The organism is Caballeronia sordidicola (assembly GCF_002220365.1).
Taxonomy (GTDB): domain Bacteria; phylum Pseudomonadota; class Gammaproteobacteria; order Burkholderiales; family Burkholderiaceae; genus Caballeronia; species Caballeronia sordidicola_C.
On record NZ_MTHB01000126.1, the window covers coordinates 132,391 to 148,796 of the forward strand.

Annotated in this window: 12 protein-coding genes and 1 rRNA gene; 2 read left to right on the forward strand and 11 right to left on the reverse strand. The window is 59.3% G+C overall.

The features are described 5' to 3' along the window. Positions 1-5 precede the first annotated feature (5 nt). The 8 genes from mraY to coq7 form a co-directional block, all read right to left on the reverse strand. Positions 6-1,175 carry a phospho-N-acetylmuramoyl-pentapeptide-transferase gene (gene mraY / locus BSU04_RS21325; protein ID WP_089162472.1) on the reverse strand — a complete coding sequence of 390 codons (1,170 nt, stop codon included), beginning with the start codon at positions 1,173-1,175 and terminating at the stop codon, positions 6-8. A 15-nt stretch (positions 1,176-1,190) separates the two neighbouring features. Then, complete coding sequence (locus BSU04_RS21330) at positions 1,191-2,603, reverse strand: UDP-N-acetylmuramoyl-tripeptide--D-alanyl-D-alanine ligase (protein WP_089162473.1); 1,413 nt, start codon at positions 2,601-2,603, stop codon at positions 1,191-1,193. Further along, positions 2,600-4,144 carry a UDP-N-acetylmuramoyl-L-alanyl-D-glutamate--2,6-diaminopimelate ligase gene (locus tag BSU04_RS21335; RefSeq protein ID WP_089162474.1) on the reverse strand — a complete coding sequence of 515 codons (1,545 nt, stop codon included), beginning with the start codon at positions 4,142-4,144 and terminating at the stop codon, positions 2,600-2,602. The genes BSU04_RS21330 and BSU04_RS21335 overlap by 4 nt, the downstream gene beginning before the upstream one ends. Then, positions 4,141-6,006, reverse strand: coding sequence for a peptidoglycan D,D-transpeptidase FtsI family protein (locus tag BSU04_RS21340; RefSeq protein ID WP_089162475.1), 1,866 nt, complete (start codon positions 6,004-6,006; stop codon positions 4,141-4,143). Before BSU04_RS21340 ends, BSU04_RS21335 begins: the two co-directional genes overlap by 4 nt. Next, entirely contained in the window at positions 6,003-6,347 is a 345-nt protein-coding gene (ftsL, locus tag BSU04_RS21345) for a cell division protein FtsL (RefSeq protein ID WP_089162476.1), read from the reverse strand. Before ftsL ends, BSU04_RS21340 begins: the two co-directional genes overlap by 4 nt. Next, positions 6,344-7,321: a 16S rRNA (cytosine(1402)-N(4))-methyltransferase RsmH gene (rsmH, locus tag BSU04_RS21350; protein WP_089162477.1), complete on the reverse strand. Its 978-nt coding sequence runs from the start codon at positions 7,319-7,321 to the stop codon at positions 6,344-6,346. The genes ftsL and rsmH overlap by 4 nt, the downstream gene beginning before the upstream one ends. A gap of 16 nt (positions 7,322-7,337) precedes the next feature. Then, positions 7,338-7,766: a division/cell wall cluster transcriptional repressor MraZ gene (gene mraZ, locus BSU04_RS21355; protein WP_089162478.1), complete on the reverse strand. Its 429-nt coding sequence runs from the start codon at positions 7,764-7,766 to the stop codon at positions 7,338-7,340. Positions 7,767-8,165: 399 nt separating this feature from the next. Next, on the reverse strand, positions 8,166-8,825 hold the full coding sequence (gene coq7 / locus BSU04_RS21360; RefSeq protein WP_089162479.1) for a 2-polyprenyl-3-methyl-6-methoxy-1,4-benzoquinone monooxygenase: 660 nt from the start codon (positions 8,823-8,825) through the stop codon (positions 8,166-8,168). A gap of 315 nt (positions 8,826-9,140) precedes the next feature. Between coq7 and BSU04_RS21365 the strand changes: the two genes are divergently transcribed. Beyond that, complete coding sequence (locus BSU04_RS21365; protein ID WP_089162480.1) at positions 9,141-10,292, forward strand: porin; 1,152 nt, start codon at positions 9,141-9,143, stop codon at positions 10,290-10,292. 168 nt (positions 10,293-10,460) lie between these two features. On the opposite strand, the gene BSU04_RS21370 is transcribed toward BSU04_RS21365, so the two are convergent. Further along, complete coding sequence (locus BSU04_RS21370) at positions 10,461-12,134, reverse strand: long-chain fatty acid--CoA ligase (RefSeq protein WP_089162481.1); 1,674 nt, start codon at positions 12,132-12,134, stop codon at positions 10,461-10,463. 176 nt (positions 12,135-12,310) lie between these two features. Then, a complete protein-coding gene (locus tag BSU04_RS21375) occupies positions 12,311-14,392 on the reverse strand; it encodes a molybdopterin-containing oxidoreductase family protein (RefSeq protein WP_089162482.1) in 2,082 nt (693 codons plus the stop codon). Between the two features lie 170 nt (positions 14,393-14,562). Here BSU04_RS21375 and BSU04_RS21380 point away from each other — a divergent pair, with 170 nt between their 5' ends. Continuing rightward, positions 14,563-15,774, forward strand: a complete 1,212-nt coding sequence (locus BSU04_RS21380) for a M20 aminoacylase family protein (protein ID WP_089162483.1) — start codon at positions 14,563-14,565, stop codon at positions 15,772-15,774. 397 nt (positions 15,775-16,171) lie between these two features. Here BSU04_RS21380 and rrf read toward each other — a convergent pair. After that, positions 16,172-16,284, reverse strand: a 5S ribosomal RNA gene (rrf, locus tag BSU04_RS21385). Positions 16,285-16,406: the final 122 nt, after the last annotated feature.

Consider the following 16,406-nt stretch of genomic DNA (forward strand, 5'->3'; position numbering starts at 1 on the left):
ACTTATTAACGCAACTTCAGCGTCGACAAACCGAACAGACACAACATCAGCGTGATGATCCAGAAGCGCACGACGACTTGCGTTTCCTTCCATCCCGACAACTCGAAATGGTGATGCAGCGGCGCCATCTTGAAGATGCGCCGCCCTTCGCCGAAGCGTTTTTTCGTGTACTTGAAATAGCTCACCTGCATCATCACGGACACCGTTTCCGCGACGAACACGCCGCCCATGATGAACAGCACGACTTCCTGCCGTACGATCACGGCGATGGTCCCGAGCGCCCCGCCGAGCGCGAGCGCGCCGACATCGCCCATGAAGACTTGCGCGGGGTGCGTGTTGTACCAGAGAAACGCGAGCCCCGCGCCCCCCATTGCAGAACAAAAAATCAGCAATTCGCCCGCGCCAGGAATATGTGGGAACAACAAGTATTTCGAGTACACCGAGCTACCCATCACATAAGCAAACGCGCCAAGCGATGCGCCCACCAGCACGACCGGCATGATGACGAGACCGTCGAGGCCATCGGTGAGATTCACCGCGTTGCTCGAACCGACGATCACCAAGTATGTCATCGCGATGAAGCCCCACGTGCCGAGCGGATAGCTGATCGATTTGAGGAACGGCAACATCAGGTCGGCGCGGGCGGGCAAGCCCATCGACAAGCCGCTTCGCACCCACGCCATGAACAGGTCGAACACGCGTGCGTTGTTCGCCTCCGACACACTGAACGCGAGATACACGGCGGCGAACAAACCAATCACCGATTGCCAGAAATATTTTTCCCGCGACGACATTCCGCGCGGGTCTTTATGCACGACCTTCCTGTAGTCATCGACCCAGCCGATCACGCCGTAACCGAACGTGACGAGCATCACGATCCACACGAAGCGATTGGTCAGGTCGGCCCAAAGCAACGTGGAAAATGCAATGCCTAACAGGATCAACACGCCACCCATGGTCGGTGTGCCGGACTTCACCAAATGCGTTTGCGGGCCGTTCGTACGCACGGCCTGACCGACTTTCAAAGAGGTCAATTTGCGAATCACCCACGGACCGCAAACGAGGCCGACGAACAACGCCGTGATCGTCGCGCCGACTGCGCGGAACGTGAGGTAGGTAAACACGCGCAGAAAACTGGCGTCATTCTGAAGCCATTGCGCGAGTGCGAGTAGCATGCTGGTCCTTCTTCTTCATTGCGCAGCAGGCGTAGCGCCCGCTGCGGGTTGGTGTGGACTCGTCACGGCGTCCACCACGCGTTCCATCTGCATGAAGCGCGAGCCTTTCACGAGAAACGTGGCGTCGGGTCCGAAGCCGGCGCCGGTGAGTGCTGCAATGAGTGAGGTGATATCGGTGAAATGTTGTCCTGCCGGGCCGAAGACTTTGCTTGAATCGATGCTCGCGTCGCCGAGTGCATAAAGCGCGTCGATACCCCGTTGCGCCGCGTAAGCACCCACTTCACGATGAAACGCGGGGCCCTGGTCGCCGACCTCGCCCATGTCGCCCATGACCAGCACGCGCGGCGACGGTTGCGATGCGAGCACGTCGATAGCCGCGCGCATGGAGTCGGGATTCGAGTTGTACGTATCGTCGATAACAGTCGCGCCTTCGATCGGTTTAAGCACCGCGCGCTTTACTTGCAGGCGGCCCTTTACCGGCTCAAAAGCTTCGAGCCCGCGCTTGAGCGCGTCGAGTGAAACGTTCGCAGCAAGAGCGGCAGCCGTAGCCGCCAACGCGTTGCGCGCGTTGTGTTCGCCCAGTACCTGCAACACGACGTCGAGCGAGCCCCGCGGCGTGTTGATCTTGAGCGTCGCGCCAACCAGCCTTCCAGTCACCGCCGCTTCAGTTTGCGACGCGTCCGTATGCAACGCGAAATCCAGACTCGGATTGCCCGTGGCGGCGACGCGCCAGATGCTCGCGTATTTGTCGTCGGCGGGGAAAACGGCCGTGCCGTTGGCGGCCAGCGCGTGAATCACCGATGCATGCTCCAGCGCCACCGCTTCCACCGTCGCCATGAATTCCTGATGCTCGCGCTGCGCGTTGTTGACGACAGCGACCGTCGGCGCGGCGATCTTGCCGAGCGTTTCGGTTTCGCCCGGGTGATTCATGCCGATCTCGATGACCGCCAGCTTGTGCGTTTCATTCAGACGAAACAATGTCAACGGCAAGCCGATGTCGTTGTTGAAATTGCCCGCCGTCGCAAGTCGCGCGCTTTCGCCCACAGCAGCCGCGAGGATCGACGCGATCATTTCCTTGACGGTAGTCTTGCCATTGCTGCCGGTGACCGCAATCAGCGGAATCGTAAAACGCTTGCGCCAGCCGTGGGCCAACGCGCCGAGCGCCACACGCGTGTCCCTGACCTTGATCGCGGGCACGTGAAAATCGTCCGGCGTGCGCGTGACCAACGCCGCGGCAATGCCTCGCTGCGCCACTTGCGGCAGGAAAGTGTGGGCATCGAAACGATCGCCCTTGATCGCGATGAACAGATCACCCGGACCCGCCGTGCGGCTATCTGTCGATACCCGGTCGAACGTGACGTTTTCATCGCCGAAAACGATTGCACCCGGAATCTGCAAAGCGGCGTCGCTTAGCGTAAACAGCGTCATTCGCCACCTCCGCGCGCTTGCGTGGCGCGAGCGGCAAGCGCCAGGCGTGCGTGATCCTGATCGGAGAAAGCGCGCTTTTTTCCCATGATTTCCTGTGTGGCTTCGTGGCCCTTGCCGGCCAGCACGACCACATCCTCACGCGCCGCGGTGCGGATCGCCTGGAGGATCGCGCTCGCGCGGTCTTCTATGCGGCGCGCTTTCGACGCGTCCTGAAAGCCGGCTGCAACCTGATCGATGATCGCAAGCGGGTCTTCCCCACGCGGGTTGTCGCTGGTAATCACGACGTGATCCGCATTCTTCTCCGCGATAGCGCCCATCAGCGGACGCTTGGTTGCATCGCGATCACCGCCGCAGCCGAACATACAGATCAACTGACCGCCACGCGCTTCGGCGATCGGCCGCAGCGCCGCCAGCGTTTTCTCGAGTGCGTCCGGCGTATGCGCGTAATCGATCACCACCAGCGGCTCATCGCTCTGCAAACGGCCGCCGAGGCGTTGCATCCGTCCACTCACCGGTTCGAGCTTCGCGATCTGCGCGAGCGCAGCGTCGAGCGGAATCTGCGCCGCCAGCAACGCGCCCAGCACGCCGAGCAGATTGCTCACGTTGAACTCGCCAAGCGTCGCGACTTCCACGTCGGCGTCGCCCCAATCGGAACTCAGGTGGAACGCCGTGCCCGAAGCGGTTGCGCGCACGCGGCTGGCAAGCAATACGGCGTCGGCTTTCACTTCAGCGCCAGCGGCGTTTTCAACAATTCCATACGCAATCGTTCGCGTCCTGCCGTGACACGATGCAATCAAACGCTGACCAGCCGGGTCGTCGCGATTGATGACCGCAGCTTTCAAAGCCGGCCACGCGAACAGCTTCGCCTTAGCCCCTTCGTACGCGGCGAACGTGCCGTGGTAATCGAGATGATCCTGGGTCAAATTCGTGAAAATGGCGATGTCGAACTTCGTGCCATTCACGCGCCCTTGATGCAGCGCATGCGACGACACTTCCATTGCCACGGCCTTCGCGCCGTCGATCTTGAACTGAGCAAACGTGCGTTGCAGTTGCGGGGCGTCGGGCGTCGTAAAACCCGAATGCACGAGCTTGCCCGGCATACCGCTTCCGAGCGTACCGACCACCGCGCACGGCGCTCCCAACGCCGACAGCGCCGTCGCGAGCCAATGGCTGCACGACGTCTTGCCGTTGGTTCCGGTCACGCCCGCGACCAGCATGGATTCGGTGGGCTCGCCGTACCACGCCGACGCAATCGGGCCGGCCAGTTCATTCAGCGCCTTGACCGCGAATGCACGCGACGCGTCCGGCTTGCCGCTGAAATTCTCTGGCTGATACAGCACGGCAGCAGCGCCGTTTTCGAGCGCGGCATCGATGAAAGGACGGCTGTCCGCTCCATCCACGGCGTAGGCAAAAAACACATCACCGGGCTTCAGTGAGCGCGAGTCGGCATGCAATTGCGCATCGGCACTCGCGTGCGCACGCAACCACTCGACCGCTTTCGCGATCTGCGTCTGCTGCTTGACCAAGTCCAAACCGCTCATCGAACGACTCCCGGGTGATTCTTCGGATTCGTCGATACCTTCAGCTTCTTCGGTGCATTCGTGTTCGTGTTCGTCGCGTTCGGCTTCTTGATGTCGGTAGCAGGCGTGCTGGAGGCGGGGTCGTCGGACACCACCATCTGCTTCACCGCCATGTCCGGCGGAATGTTCAGTGAACGCAAGGTATCGCCGGCGATTGCCGAGAACACCGGACCCGACACCTGGCCGCCAAAGTGGCTGCCGGCCGTCGGTTCATCGACTGAAACGGCCACCACGATGCGCGGATCCGGCATGGGTCCCATGCCGACAAACGATGCGCGATACCGCGATTTATCGTAGCCACGTCCTGCGTGTTTGTACGCCGTGCCCGACTTCCCACCCACGCGATACCCCGGCACCGCTGCATCCGGCGACGTGCCGCCCTTCGCCGTCACCATTTCCAGCATGGCGCGCACTTCACGCGCGGTGGTCGGCGCAAACACTTGCGGCCCGGTCACAGGCGCGTCGCCCGGCGTCCGGAAAATAGAGACCGGCAACACCTGCCCGTCATGCGCGATGGCCGTGTAGGCACGCGCCAACTGGAACAGCGACGCCGATAGGCCGTATCCATACGACATGGTCGCCTGCTCGATCCGGCGCCAGCTTTTCCACGGCCGCAGCCGACCCGACACCGCGCCCGGGAAACCCACCTTCGGCGCCTGCCCGAGCCCGATGCTCGTATACATGTTCCACATCTCTTCGGGCCTCAACTGCATCGCGATCTTGGTGGCGCCAATGTTGCTCGACTTCTGGATCACGCCGCCCACGGTCAACACGCCGAACCCCGAGTCGTCGGTGATACGCGCGCCGTCGAGCACGAACGAACCGTTGCCGGTATCCACGAGCGTGTTCGGCGTGACGCGATGCAAATCGAGCGCCAGCGAAATGGTGAACGGCTTCATGATCGAGCCCGGCTCGAACGTGTCCGTCATGATCCGGTTGCGCAACTGCTCGCCGGTCATACGCGAGCGGTCGTTCGGGTTGTAGGTCGGATAGTTGACGAGCGCCAGCACTTCGCCGGTCTTTACGTCAATCACGATCGCCGCACCCGCCTTCGCCTTGAACTTCTCCACGGCTGCTTTCAGGTTCGTGTACGCGATGTACTGGATCTTGCTGTCGATCGACAACTCCACGTCGTCACCGTTATGCGGCACGACTTGCTCGTCCACGTCCTCGACGATGTGACCCATCCGGTCCTTGATCACGCGACGCATGCCCGGCGTACCGGCGAGAACGCCCTGATCGCCAAGTTCGACGCCTTCCTGACCCTTGTCTTCAATATTAGTAAAGCCGATCAGATGCGCCGTGATCTCGCCTTCCGGATAGAAGCGCTTGTATTCACCACGCGAATAAATGCCGGGGATGTCGAGGGCCGCGACTTTCTGCGCGACCTCGATCGACACCTGGCGCTTCACGTAGACAAAGGTCTTGTCCATGGAGAGCTTGGCGCGCAATTCCTTCGGCGACATATCGAGCAGCGTGGCGAGCTGGCCGAGCTTGTCGGCGCCGAGATCGTCGGGAACGGCTTCGGGGATTGCCCAGATTGCCTTCACCGGCAAACTGGTCGCGAGCACGAGGCCGTTGCGGTCCTTGATCTGGCCGCGCGTGGCCGGCATTTCGAGCGTGCGCTGATAACGGCTTTCACCCTGCTTCTTGAAGAAGGCGTTACCCGGGCCCTGGATCCAAAACGCACGCCCCGCGAGCGCGACGAATGCCATGAACAGCATGAACACGACGAGCTTCGAGCGCCACATGGGGAGGCGCACGGAGAGAATGGGATTGGGCGTGAAGGCGACGCCCTTGTTTTTCTTTGGCGACGGTTTCATCGTTTCACCCCGCGTGCGGGAGGAGCCGACGCCGGAACAGGCGCAGGCAACGGCGCGTCCGTGGCCTTCGACGTCGCCGGGTCATAGTTCAGATATTGCGTGCGGCCCGTGGTGACGGGCTGCATTTTCAGGGACGTAGTGGCCAACTGCTCGATACGCGAAGTTTTCGACAACGCGCTCTGCTGATATTGAAGCTGCGAAAAATCCTGCTGCAACTGACGCTCTTCCGACTGCGCCCGCTGCACATTGATAAAAATCTGCCGTTGCTTGTTCGAGGCGCTCACCGCCGACAACGCGCAGCCGAGCACAACGATCAACAGGAAGATGTTGAGACGGTTCATGGTGCCGTCTGCCCGGTAGTCTGCGCAGTAACACGCTCGGCAATCCGCATCACGGCGGAACGCGCGCGCGGGTTCGCCGCGACTTCCGCGTCAGACGCAAAGACACGGCCAATCAGCTTGAGCGGCGGACTGGGTAGATCAGCGGCGCGAATCGGCAGGCGGCGGTCGATCGCAGGCCCGCTCGCGTGGGCCTGCATGAAGCGTTTGACGATCCGGTCCTCGAGCGAATGAAAGCTGATCACGACGAGGCGCCCCCCTTGCTCCAACAACGCCAATGCTGCGTCCAGAACTACTTGCAGCTCCGCAAGCTCTTGATTGATGTGAATCCGTATAGCCTGAAAGGTGCGGGTTGCCGGATCCTTACCCTTCTCACGGGTTTTGACGACATGACCCACGATTTGGGCAAGCTCGCCCGTGGTGACGAGAGGCCCAAGACGATCGGACTCTGCCCGGCGAGCAACAAGCGCCTTTGCAATCTGAAAAGCAAACCGTTCTTCCCCATAATCTTTAATCACCTCCGTCAATTCCTGCACCGTTGCCCGCGCCAGCCATTGCGCGGCAGATTCGCCACGGCTCGGGTCCATCCGCATGTCGAGCGGGCCATCGGCCCTGAAGCTGAAGCCTCGATCCGGATCGTCCACTTGCGGCGACGACACCCCGAGATCCAGCAACACGCCCGACACTTTCTCGACTCCTCGCTCGGCAGCGGCATCCGCTAACGAGGCGAAACTCTCATGCACTATGGAAAATCTTGAATCCTGAATCTGTGTCGCTGTAGCAATAGCCAACGGGTCTTTGTCGAACCCGATCAGGCGGCCAGCTTCACCCAGCTTCGTCAGGATCAGACGGCTATGGCCGCCGCGCCCGAACGTTCCATCTATATAAGTACCGTCCACACGTGTAATCAGCGCATCTACCGCTTCATCCAGCAGCACCGTGCGATGCTGCAATTCATTTTTCATCGCAGGAGCCATGTTCTTTAGCGCCGCGTCAAAACGTAAAACTCTTGAGCGCGTCGGGCATGCCTTGCGCCATTGCCGCTTTTTCCTTCTCGGTGTAAGTCACCGCGTCCCACACTTCCAGGTAGTTACCCATGCCGAGCAGCGTCACTTCTTTTGCCAGCGATGCCGCCGCGCGTAATTCCGGCGATACCAATACCCGTCCAGCGCTATCGAGCTCGACATCCATGGCGTTGCCGAGATAGATCCGGCGAACCCAGATTGCGTCCATAGGGAGTGCAGCGATTTTCGAGCGAAAGATTTCCCACTCAGGGCGTGGAAAGAGCAACAGGCATCCATCCGGGCTCTTAGTGAGCGTAACCCGGCCTTCTGCCTGTCCTTGCAGCGCTTCGCGATAGCGAGACGGGACAGACATCCGTCCTTTCGCATCGAGCGACAGCGCCGAAGCCCCTTGGAACACTCGCCCTCTCCTCTTCGCGCCACAGCGGCGCGTCACAACTTTGTTGAAATATGCCTGAAAGTGCTCGTTGAATCACACAAAAATACACTTTCTCACACCATTTCCCACTGTAGAGGAAGGCATTTCACCGGTCAATACGATCTGGCATTTTTTGACTAAATTTGTTTGTTAGAACAATGACTTAGCGCAGACCGCTAAAGTAGGGTGAAATTTTGAAAAGCGTTATGAATGAATGATGTAGTGGCGAATGTGAAGGTAGTACGTGAGATGACGGGCAAAAGACCAGGGAGAATTTTGTTCCTCGAAGGCTTGAACGAGGAATTGCGGGTCAGATGGGACGCAGAAAACTGCAGAGAAGTGAGAACGCCTCTCGCCGGAGTCGGCGAGAGGCGCGATTGCTTAAATATAGTACGCCGTGCGGGTCATGACCTTCGATGTCGCGCGCATCAGCGCACGCACTGGGAACGGCAGTTCGACGCCGCCCGCGTCAATGGCCGCGACGGCATGCGCGGCTTCATCGGTGCGCATTTGCTCGACGATCGCGCGTGATGCGTGGTCGTTCGCAGGCAGACTCGTCAGGTGGCTGTTCAGGTGCTTCTCTACCTGCCGTTCAGTTTCCGCCATGAACCCGAGACTGACGCGATCGCCAAACCTTCCGGCAATAAACCCCAACGCCAGCGACCCGGTGTACCACAAGGGGTTGAGCAGACTGGGCCGCGAGTCGAGGTCGCGCAAACGTTTCATGGTCCACGCCAGGTGATCTTCTTCCTCACGCGCCGCTTCCTCGAAACCGCGCTTTAATGAGGTCGACTTGGTCGCAAGTTTTTGCGCCTGATACAGCGCCTGTGCGCACACCTCGCCAACGTGATTCACGCGCATCAACGCCGCAGAATGTGCCCTCTCTTCCGCGCTCAGTGTTGTATCCACTTCGTCGGCGGGCGACTCGGCACTGCCTACCTGAACCGGAGGCGCTTCCGGTGTGGGGCGTGACATGCGGGATACGCCGGTCATTGACCGTAGTCCACGATCGAACTCAGAAATCAGTTCATCGAGTGTCATTTCATAACTCCTGTTTCGATCTCCTGAGCGATCTTGCACGGACGGAGACCGATCGTCCAACTAACAAATTACCTACTCTGCAAAACGTGTAATTAGGGCAAATACGGGTCGCAAATAAGCCGGAAAGCCTGATTTTACCGCATGTTGCGTAAACGTCACACGAGGCAAACGAAGGGGCCGCTTTTCCTTTGTCACTAAAAGTCTCTTTGTTACATTACGTTCAACTTCAATTTTGAAGTACCGGCGGGGACGTCAACACACTGGCGCTAAGAACAGTGACCTTGCCAAACAGTTTCAACACTCTGGAGATCATCAATGAAAAAGTCGCTTCTCGCTCTGGCTGCGCTAGGTACGTTCGCGGGTGCTGCACACGCTCAGAGCAGCGTGACGCTGTACGGTATTGTCGATGCAGGTCTCGCTTATGCGAACAATATCGGTGGTCACAAGCTCTACGAAACGAGCGCCGGTAACCTGCAAGGCGATCGCTGGGGCCTGCGTGGTACGGAAGATCTGGGCGGTGGCCTGAAGGCACTGTTCGTGTTGGAAAACGGCTTTAACGCGTTTAGCGGCAAGCTGGGTCAAGGCGGTGACGAATTCGGCCGCCAAGCTTACGTTGGCCTGTCGAGCCAGTTCGGTACGGTTACCCTCGGTCGTCAATACGACTCCGTGGTGGACTACACCGGCGCGTTGGAAGTCGGTAGCCAGTGGGCGACGTTCTACGCTGCGCACCCGGGCGACCTGGACAACATGAACAACACGAATCGAGTGAATAACTCGATCAAGTACGCAAGCGCGAACTACAGCGGCATCACGTTCGGTGGCTTGTACAGCCTAGGCGGCGTTGCTGGTCAGTTCAACCGCAACCAGATTTTCTCGGCCGGTCTCGGCTATGCGCAAGGTCCGTTGGTGTTGGGCGCAGGTTACTTCAACGTCAAGAACCCGAACTACTCGTTCTTCGGCAACAATTCGTCGTCGAGCGCAACGGCTTCGAACATGACGGGTTCGCAAGTTTACTCGGGCTTTGCATCGGCTAAGACGCAGCAAGTGCTCTCCGCGGGCGGTGCTTACACGTTCGGCCCGGCAACTGTCGGCGCAACGTACAGCAACACGCAGTTCAAGGATCTTGGGCAGACCGCTGTCGCAGGAGCGCGTGCTGTCTCGGGCAACGCCAAGTTCCACAACGCCGAACTGAACTTCAAGTATCAGTTGACCCCGGCGTTGCTGCTCGGCGCAGCGTACGACTACACGAAGGCATATAGCATCGCCAACGAAAAGATCCATCAAGGTGTCTTGGGCGCGGACTACTTCCTGTCGAAGCGTACCGACCTGTATGTTGACGGAATCTATCAGCACGCATCGGGCACGAACTCGCTCAATGCCACGGCTACGGCGCAGATCAACGGTTTGTCGGCATCGTCGACCGCGAACCAGGTCGCTGCTATTGTCGGCATCCGTCACAAGTTCTAATAAGTTGTAATAAAAACAGTTGTCTTGAAAGGCGCCTTCGGGCGCCTTTTTTTCGTGCTGACTCCGGCTGAACCAGCCAGCTTCAGCGCGCATACGGCGAAAAAAAGCCTCCGCATCTTGCGATGCGAAGGCCTGCTGTTTATTTCGCTCTTTGGCGCTGATCAGTGCTCAGGCGTTGCCGTCGCGCAACTCCCTACGCAGTATCTTGCCGACATTACTCTTCGGCAACTCCGTCCGGAACTCAATCACGCGCGGCCGCTTGTAGCCCGTCAACCGTTCCTTACAGAATGCCATCACATCGGCTTCGGTCAAATGCGGATCGCGGCGAACGACAAACAGTTTGACCGCTTCGCCCGAGGTCGCATCCTTCACGCCGACGGCCGCCACTTCGAAGACGCCCGGAAGCTTCGCCACCACATCCTCGATCTCATTCGGGTACACGTTGAAGCCCGACACCAGGATCATGTCCTTCTTGCGGTCCACGATCTTCACGTATCCCCGCTCGTCCATGATGCCGACGTCACCCGACTTGAAGAAACCGTCGGTGGTCATCACTTTCGCCGTCTCATCCGGACGGTTCCAGTAGCCCGCCATCACCTGTGGACCGCGAATGCAGATCTCACCGGGCTGGCCGAGCGGCATGTCATTGTTGTCGTCGTCGCGGATGGCGAGTTCGGTCGAGGGGAACGGCAAGCCAATCGTGCCGGTGTATTCGGTTGCAGTCACAGGATTGCACGTCACGCACGGAGATGTTTCGGACAACCCGTAACCTTCGATGATCGGTGAACCCGTCGTCTCGAACCATCGCTTCGCCACAGCTTCCTGCACGGCCATGCCACCACCGTTCGCCGCGATCAGCTTGGAAAAATCGAGCTTGGCGAATTCGGGATTGTTCAGCAGCGCGTTGTACAGGGTGTTCACGGCCGGAAAAGTGTTTATCTGGAAGCCTTTGAGCTCCTTGATCGTGCCCGGGATATCGCGCGGATTCGGAATCAGGATGCCCATGCCACCCGTACGAAGGGTCAGGAAGCCGCAGACGGTCAGCGCGAAGATGTGATAAAGCGGCAGCGCCACGACGGTCACGAACTGGTCGATGTCCGGCCGGTTCTTGCGTCCGGGCTCGAGCCAGACTTCGGACTGCAAGACGTTCGCAATCAGGTTCCGATGCAACAGCATCGCGCCCTTCGCTACCCCTGTCGTACCACCGGTGTACTGGAGAAAAGCGATGTCGTCGGGACCTTGCTTGATGGGTTTGAGCGTTTCGCGTGCACCGTGTCGAAGGGCTGCGTTGAAACTCACATGGCCGGGGAGCGTCCACGCCGGCACCAACTTCTTCACACGCCGCACGACGAAGTTGACGATCACGCCTTTCGCGCCCATCAGGTCGCCCATCGACGCAACCACCACGTGCTTGATCGCGGTGTTTTTCGCGACGGCCTGCACGGTATGCGCGAAGTTCTCGAGCACGACGATAGCCTCGGCTCCGGAATCCCTCAACTGATGCTCGAGTTCACGCGGCGTGTAGAGCGGATTCACGTTCACCACGATATAACCCGCGCGCAGAATGGCGGCAATCGCGACCGGGTACTGCAGCACGTTCGGCATCATGATCGCGACGCGTGCGCCGGTCTTGAGCCCTCGCGACTGCAACCACGCGGCTAGCCGACTAGACAGCGTGTCGAGTTCGCCATAAGTGATCGCCTTGCCCATGCAGACAAACGCGGGTTTGCTGCGATGTTCGCGAAAACTCTCATCCAGCAGGTCGGAAAGCGAGTTGTACCGAGTTTCATCGATTTCCTGGGGCACGCCTGCCGGATAGGACTTCAGCCAAATTTTTTCCATACGGCGTCTCCTTTGTATGATTTTAGAATGGTCGTGCGAAAATTGTCCGTAGCGCATCGTAGCCGCTCGATCGCATTCCGACAACCGGGTTAGACGCCAGCTTCCAATCTCACCGGCTCGTGCTTCCCCTTACGCCTGCTGGCTTCCATGCACTCTTGCTCAACTCGTTTCCCGACTCAATAAGCTGCCTCGACCTCCACGAGACAGTCATAAAATGTGGCTGACCCACCCAGATCGGTCAACGCCTGGCTCGTTACCTGGTTGGCGTTGCGGCCATCTGGCGCGAGTTTCTTCCACCATACCGATAGCCCCACCACTACGCCCTCACGCGCGCGATCGGTCACCCGCACGCGCGCCTGCATCGAACCGCGATCGTTGAATACGCGCACCAGTTCGCCTTCGGTGATTTGACGAGCGTGGGCATCGGCGGGATGCATGTCGAGATGCGGTTCACCCTCCGTCGATCGCAGGCTTTCAACATTGACGAAGCTGCTGTTGAGGAAATTGCGCGCGGGCGGTGAGATCATTGCGAGCGGATAACGCGCGGCGAGTGCCGGCGCGTACTCGGCCGATTCGTACGGCGGCAGGTAATCGGGCACCGGCTCCAACCCTGCACGTTGCAAACGCTCACTAAAAAATTCGCATTTCCCCGATGGCGTTTGGAAACCGCCTTCGGCGAACGGCGCCTCCGCCAGCTTGAGCTGCGCCCAGCCCTTTGTCTTCAGCGTGTCCCAGGTCACGCCGGCCAGCGCGGGATCGTCCCAGCAGAATGCCTTCGATGCCAGCTCTTCATCGCTTTCAAATAGCGCCGGATGCGTCAGCCCCATCGCCCTGGCCAGCCCGCGGAAAATCTCCGTGTTGGCGCGCGACTCGCCCACAGGAGCGATGGCCGGCAAGTTCGCCATCACGTGCGTGTGGCCGTATGACTTGTGGGCATCGAGATGCTCTAACTGCGTGGTCGCCGGGAGGATGAGGTCGGCGTAGTCGGCGGTGTCGGTCTGGAAATGTTCGAGCACGATAGTGAACAGATCCTCACGCGCGAACCCTGCCGCTACCTTCACGGAATCCGGGGCGACTGCGACCGGGTTCGAGTTGTAGACGATCAGCGCTTCGACTTTCGGGCCGAAGCTGGCGTCGCCGGCGTGCAGCAACGCGTCTCCGATAGCATTCATGTTCACCATGCGCGGCAGTTTAGACGGCCATCCGGGCAACAAGTCCGGCCGTTCGAGCGCGTTGGTATCGACCGGCGCCCAACTCGACGACGATAGCAGCAAGCCCCCCGATCGCTCGCGCCAGGCGCCCGTGAGCGAAGGCAGACACGCAATCGCGCGAACCGCATTGCCACCGCCTCGCACGCGCTGCATACCGTAGTTGAGGCGTATAGACGCTTTTTTCGTCGATCCGAAAGCCCGCGCGAGATCGATCACAACCTGCTCTTCGATCCCGCATATTTGCGCAACACGGGCCGGCGGATAACTTTCGGCGCGTGCTGTGAGTTCATTGAAGCCGAGCGTGTAGGCGTCGATGTACGCCTGATCGATCAGCCCTTCGCCAATCATCACGTTGATCATGCCGAGCGCCAGCGCGCCGTCCGTGCCCGGTTTCAACGCAATGTGCTGATGGCATTTTTCAGCCGTCAGCGAGCGATAAGGATCGATGGCAATCAACCGCGCGCCGCGGCGCTTGGCTTCCTGCGCGCGCGTCCAGAAGTGCAGATTCGATGCGATCGAATTCGATCCCCAGATCAGGATCAATTCGCTTTCCTCGAAATACTCGGTATGCATGCCGAGACTGCCGCCGTACGTGTAGCGCAAGCCCGCGGCGCCGGCAGCAGCGCAGATAGTGCGGTCCAGGCGCGAAGCGCCGAGTACATTGAAGAAACGCGCAGCGATGCTCTCGCCTTGCACCAAGCCCATCGTGCCAGCGTAGCTGTAAGGCAAGATGGCTTCGGGCGCGCGGGCCGCGATTTCATTCAGGCGCTCAGCAGCAAATGTCAGCGCTTCATCCCAGCTCACCGCTTCGAACCGGCCCTCTCCTTTCGGACCAACCCGACGCATCGGCGTAAGCAATCGATCCTGATGGTGAGTTCGTTCGGCATAGCGCGACACCTTCGTGCAAAGCACGCCTTGTGTGGGCGGATGATCGGGGTCGCCAGTCACCTTGATGGCGCGGCCGTCCTTCACGGTGACGCGCATCGCGCAGGTGTCTGGACAATCGTGCGGACAAACAGCACGAGCGAATTCGGCGGGAGCGTTCACGCGGATATCCGGTGGGAATGTGCAAAAAGCGGACAGATAGCACGATTTTATTACGGTTGACCGGCCCTCACCGTCTCGCGCTTCGATAAATAATCGCGGGCGTAGAATGGTGCTATCGACACGGACGAAAGCACGCGCAACGTTAATCTTTTCAGACAGAGGCCAGTTTCATGAATCTGATTCCAGAAATCGAAGCGTCGCACGAGGAAATCAAAGCGCTGCGACGAACGATCCACGCGCATCCCGAGTTGCGTTATGAAGAAGTTGGCACAGCAAAGCTGGTCGCCGAAAACCTCGAACGATGGGGCTTGGAAGTCCATCGCGGGATGGGAAAGACCGGGGTGGTCGGGGTGCTGAAACGTGGTTCCGGTAAGCGATGCGTGGGTCTGCGCGCCGACATGGACGCATTGCCGATCGCCGAAATCAATACGTTCGGACATCGATCGCAAAATGAAGGACGCATGCACGCATGTGGACACGACGGTCATACCGCCATGTTGCTGGGGGCGGCAAAACATCTGGCTGAGCACGGCAAGTTCGACGGCACCATCGTGTTCATCTTCCAGCCGGCCGAGGAAGGTGGCGCGGGCGCAAAGGCGATGATAGAGGACGGGCTATTCGAACAATTTCCCGTGGATGCCGTGTTCGGCATCCACAACTGGCCGGGCATGCCCGCGGGCTACTTCGGGGTCACGCCAGGTCCGATCATGGCATCGAGCAATGAATTTCGCATCAATATCAAGGGCATTGGCTCACACGCAGCGTTACCGCACAGCGGTCGCGACCCGGTTTTCACGGCAGTTCAGATCGCCAACGGGCTGCAAGGGATCATCACGCGTAGCAAGAAGCCCATTGACACCGCCGTTCTTTCAATCACGCAGATCCATGCTGGAGATGCGTCGAACGTTGTCCCCGATGACGCCTGGCTCGGTGGTACGGTTCGAACGTTTACGGTCGAGACACTTGATTTGATCGAGCACCGGATGCGGACGATTGCGGAGGCAACTGCTGCGGCATACGAGTGCGACGTTTCCATCGACTTTCATCGCAACTATCCGCCCACGATCAACGACGCTGAGCAGACGCGCTTCGCGGCGTCGGTGATGGCGGAGGTAGTGGGAAAGGAGCACGTTAATGCTTCCGTCGAACCTACGATGGGCGCCGAGGACTTCGCTTTCATGCTGCTCGCGAAACCAGGCTGCTATGCGTTTTTGGGAAATGGCGAAGGGTCGCATCGTGAAACTGGACACGGCTTAGGGCCCTGCACACTTCACAACGCAAGCTACGATTTCAACGACGCGTTGTTGTCCGTCGGATCGACGTATTGGGTTCGGCTCGCGGAAAAATTTCTGGCGATTGGGGGAGATCAAGCGACGCGCTGAATAAGTTAAATCGCGTTGAACGCCGATGCGTCCACTTTGCTGAAGTGGGCGCATTTTGTTTGTAGCGACGGGGTTGTTCTAGCTGTCGAATCAGCGTTTTATTTTAGGAGCTCCGCTTCGCCGCGCGATCGAGAGTGTTTTGATTTGGTTCACGCAGAGTGTGTCTCTGTTGAAGCGTCGCAAATCGGCAGTGTATCTCCGCTGAAGTCGCCGCGCCGCTAGTCCGCTGCAGTGGGTGTTCAATGGGTTGTTCATGGTGGAGCTGCATCGCGTGTTGAAGGATGTGGAAGCGTTGAGATGGGAAGTGGGAGTAGGAGGAAGGGTTCAGGAACGCAAAAACCCCACCTTTATGGGGTGGGGTTTTTGTTTAGCTGCGATGCAATGCAGCGCATGAGGAGCCTGACGATTACCTACTTTCACACGGGTATCCGCACTATCATTGGCGTGGAGTCGTTTCACGGTCCTGTTCGGGATGGGAAGGGGTGGGACCAACTCGCTATGGTCATCAGGCATAAAGGGGGTGTTGTATCGCTTGGGGGCGCTACAACCAATCTGGGGAAGAAGTAGTCGAGTTCACCGGGGTGTTTAAGCCCGAGCGCCTCGTTGTTACTGGATTGTGTTTGTTACTTGGC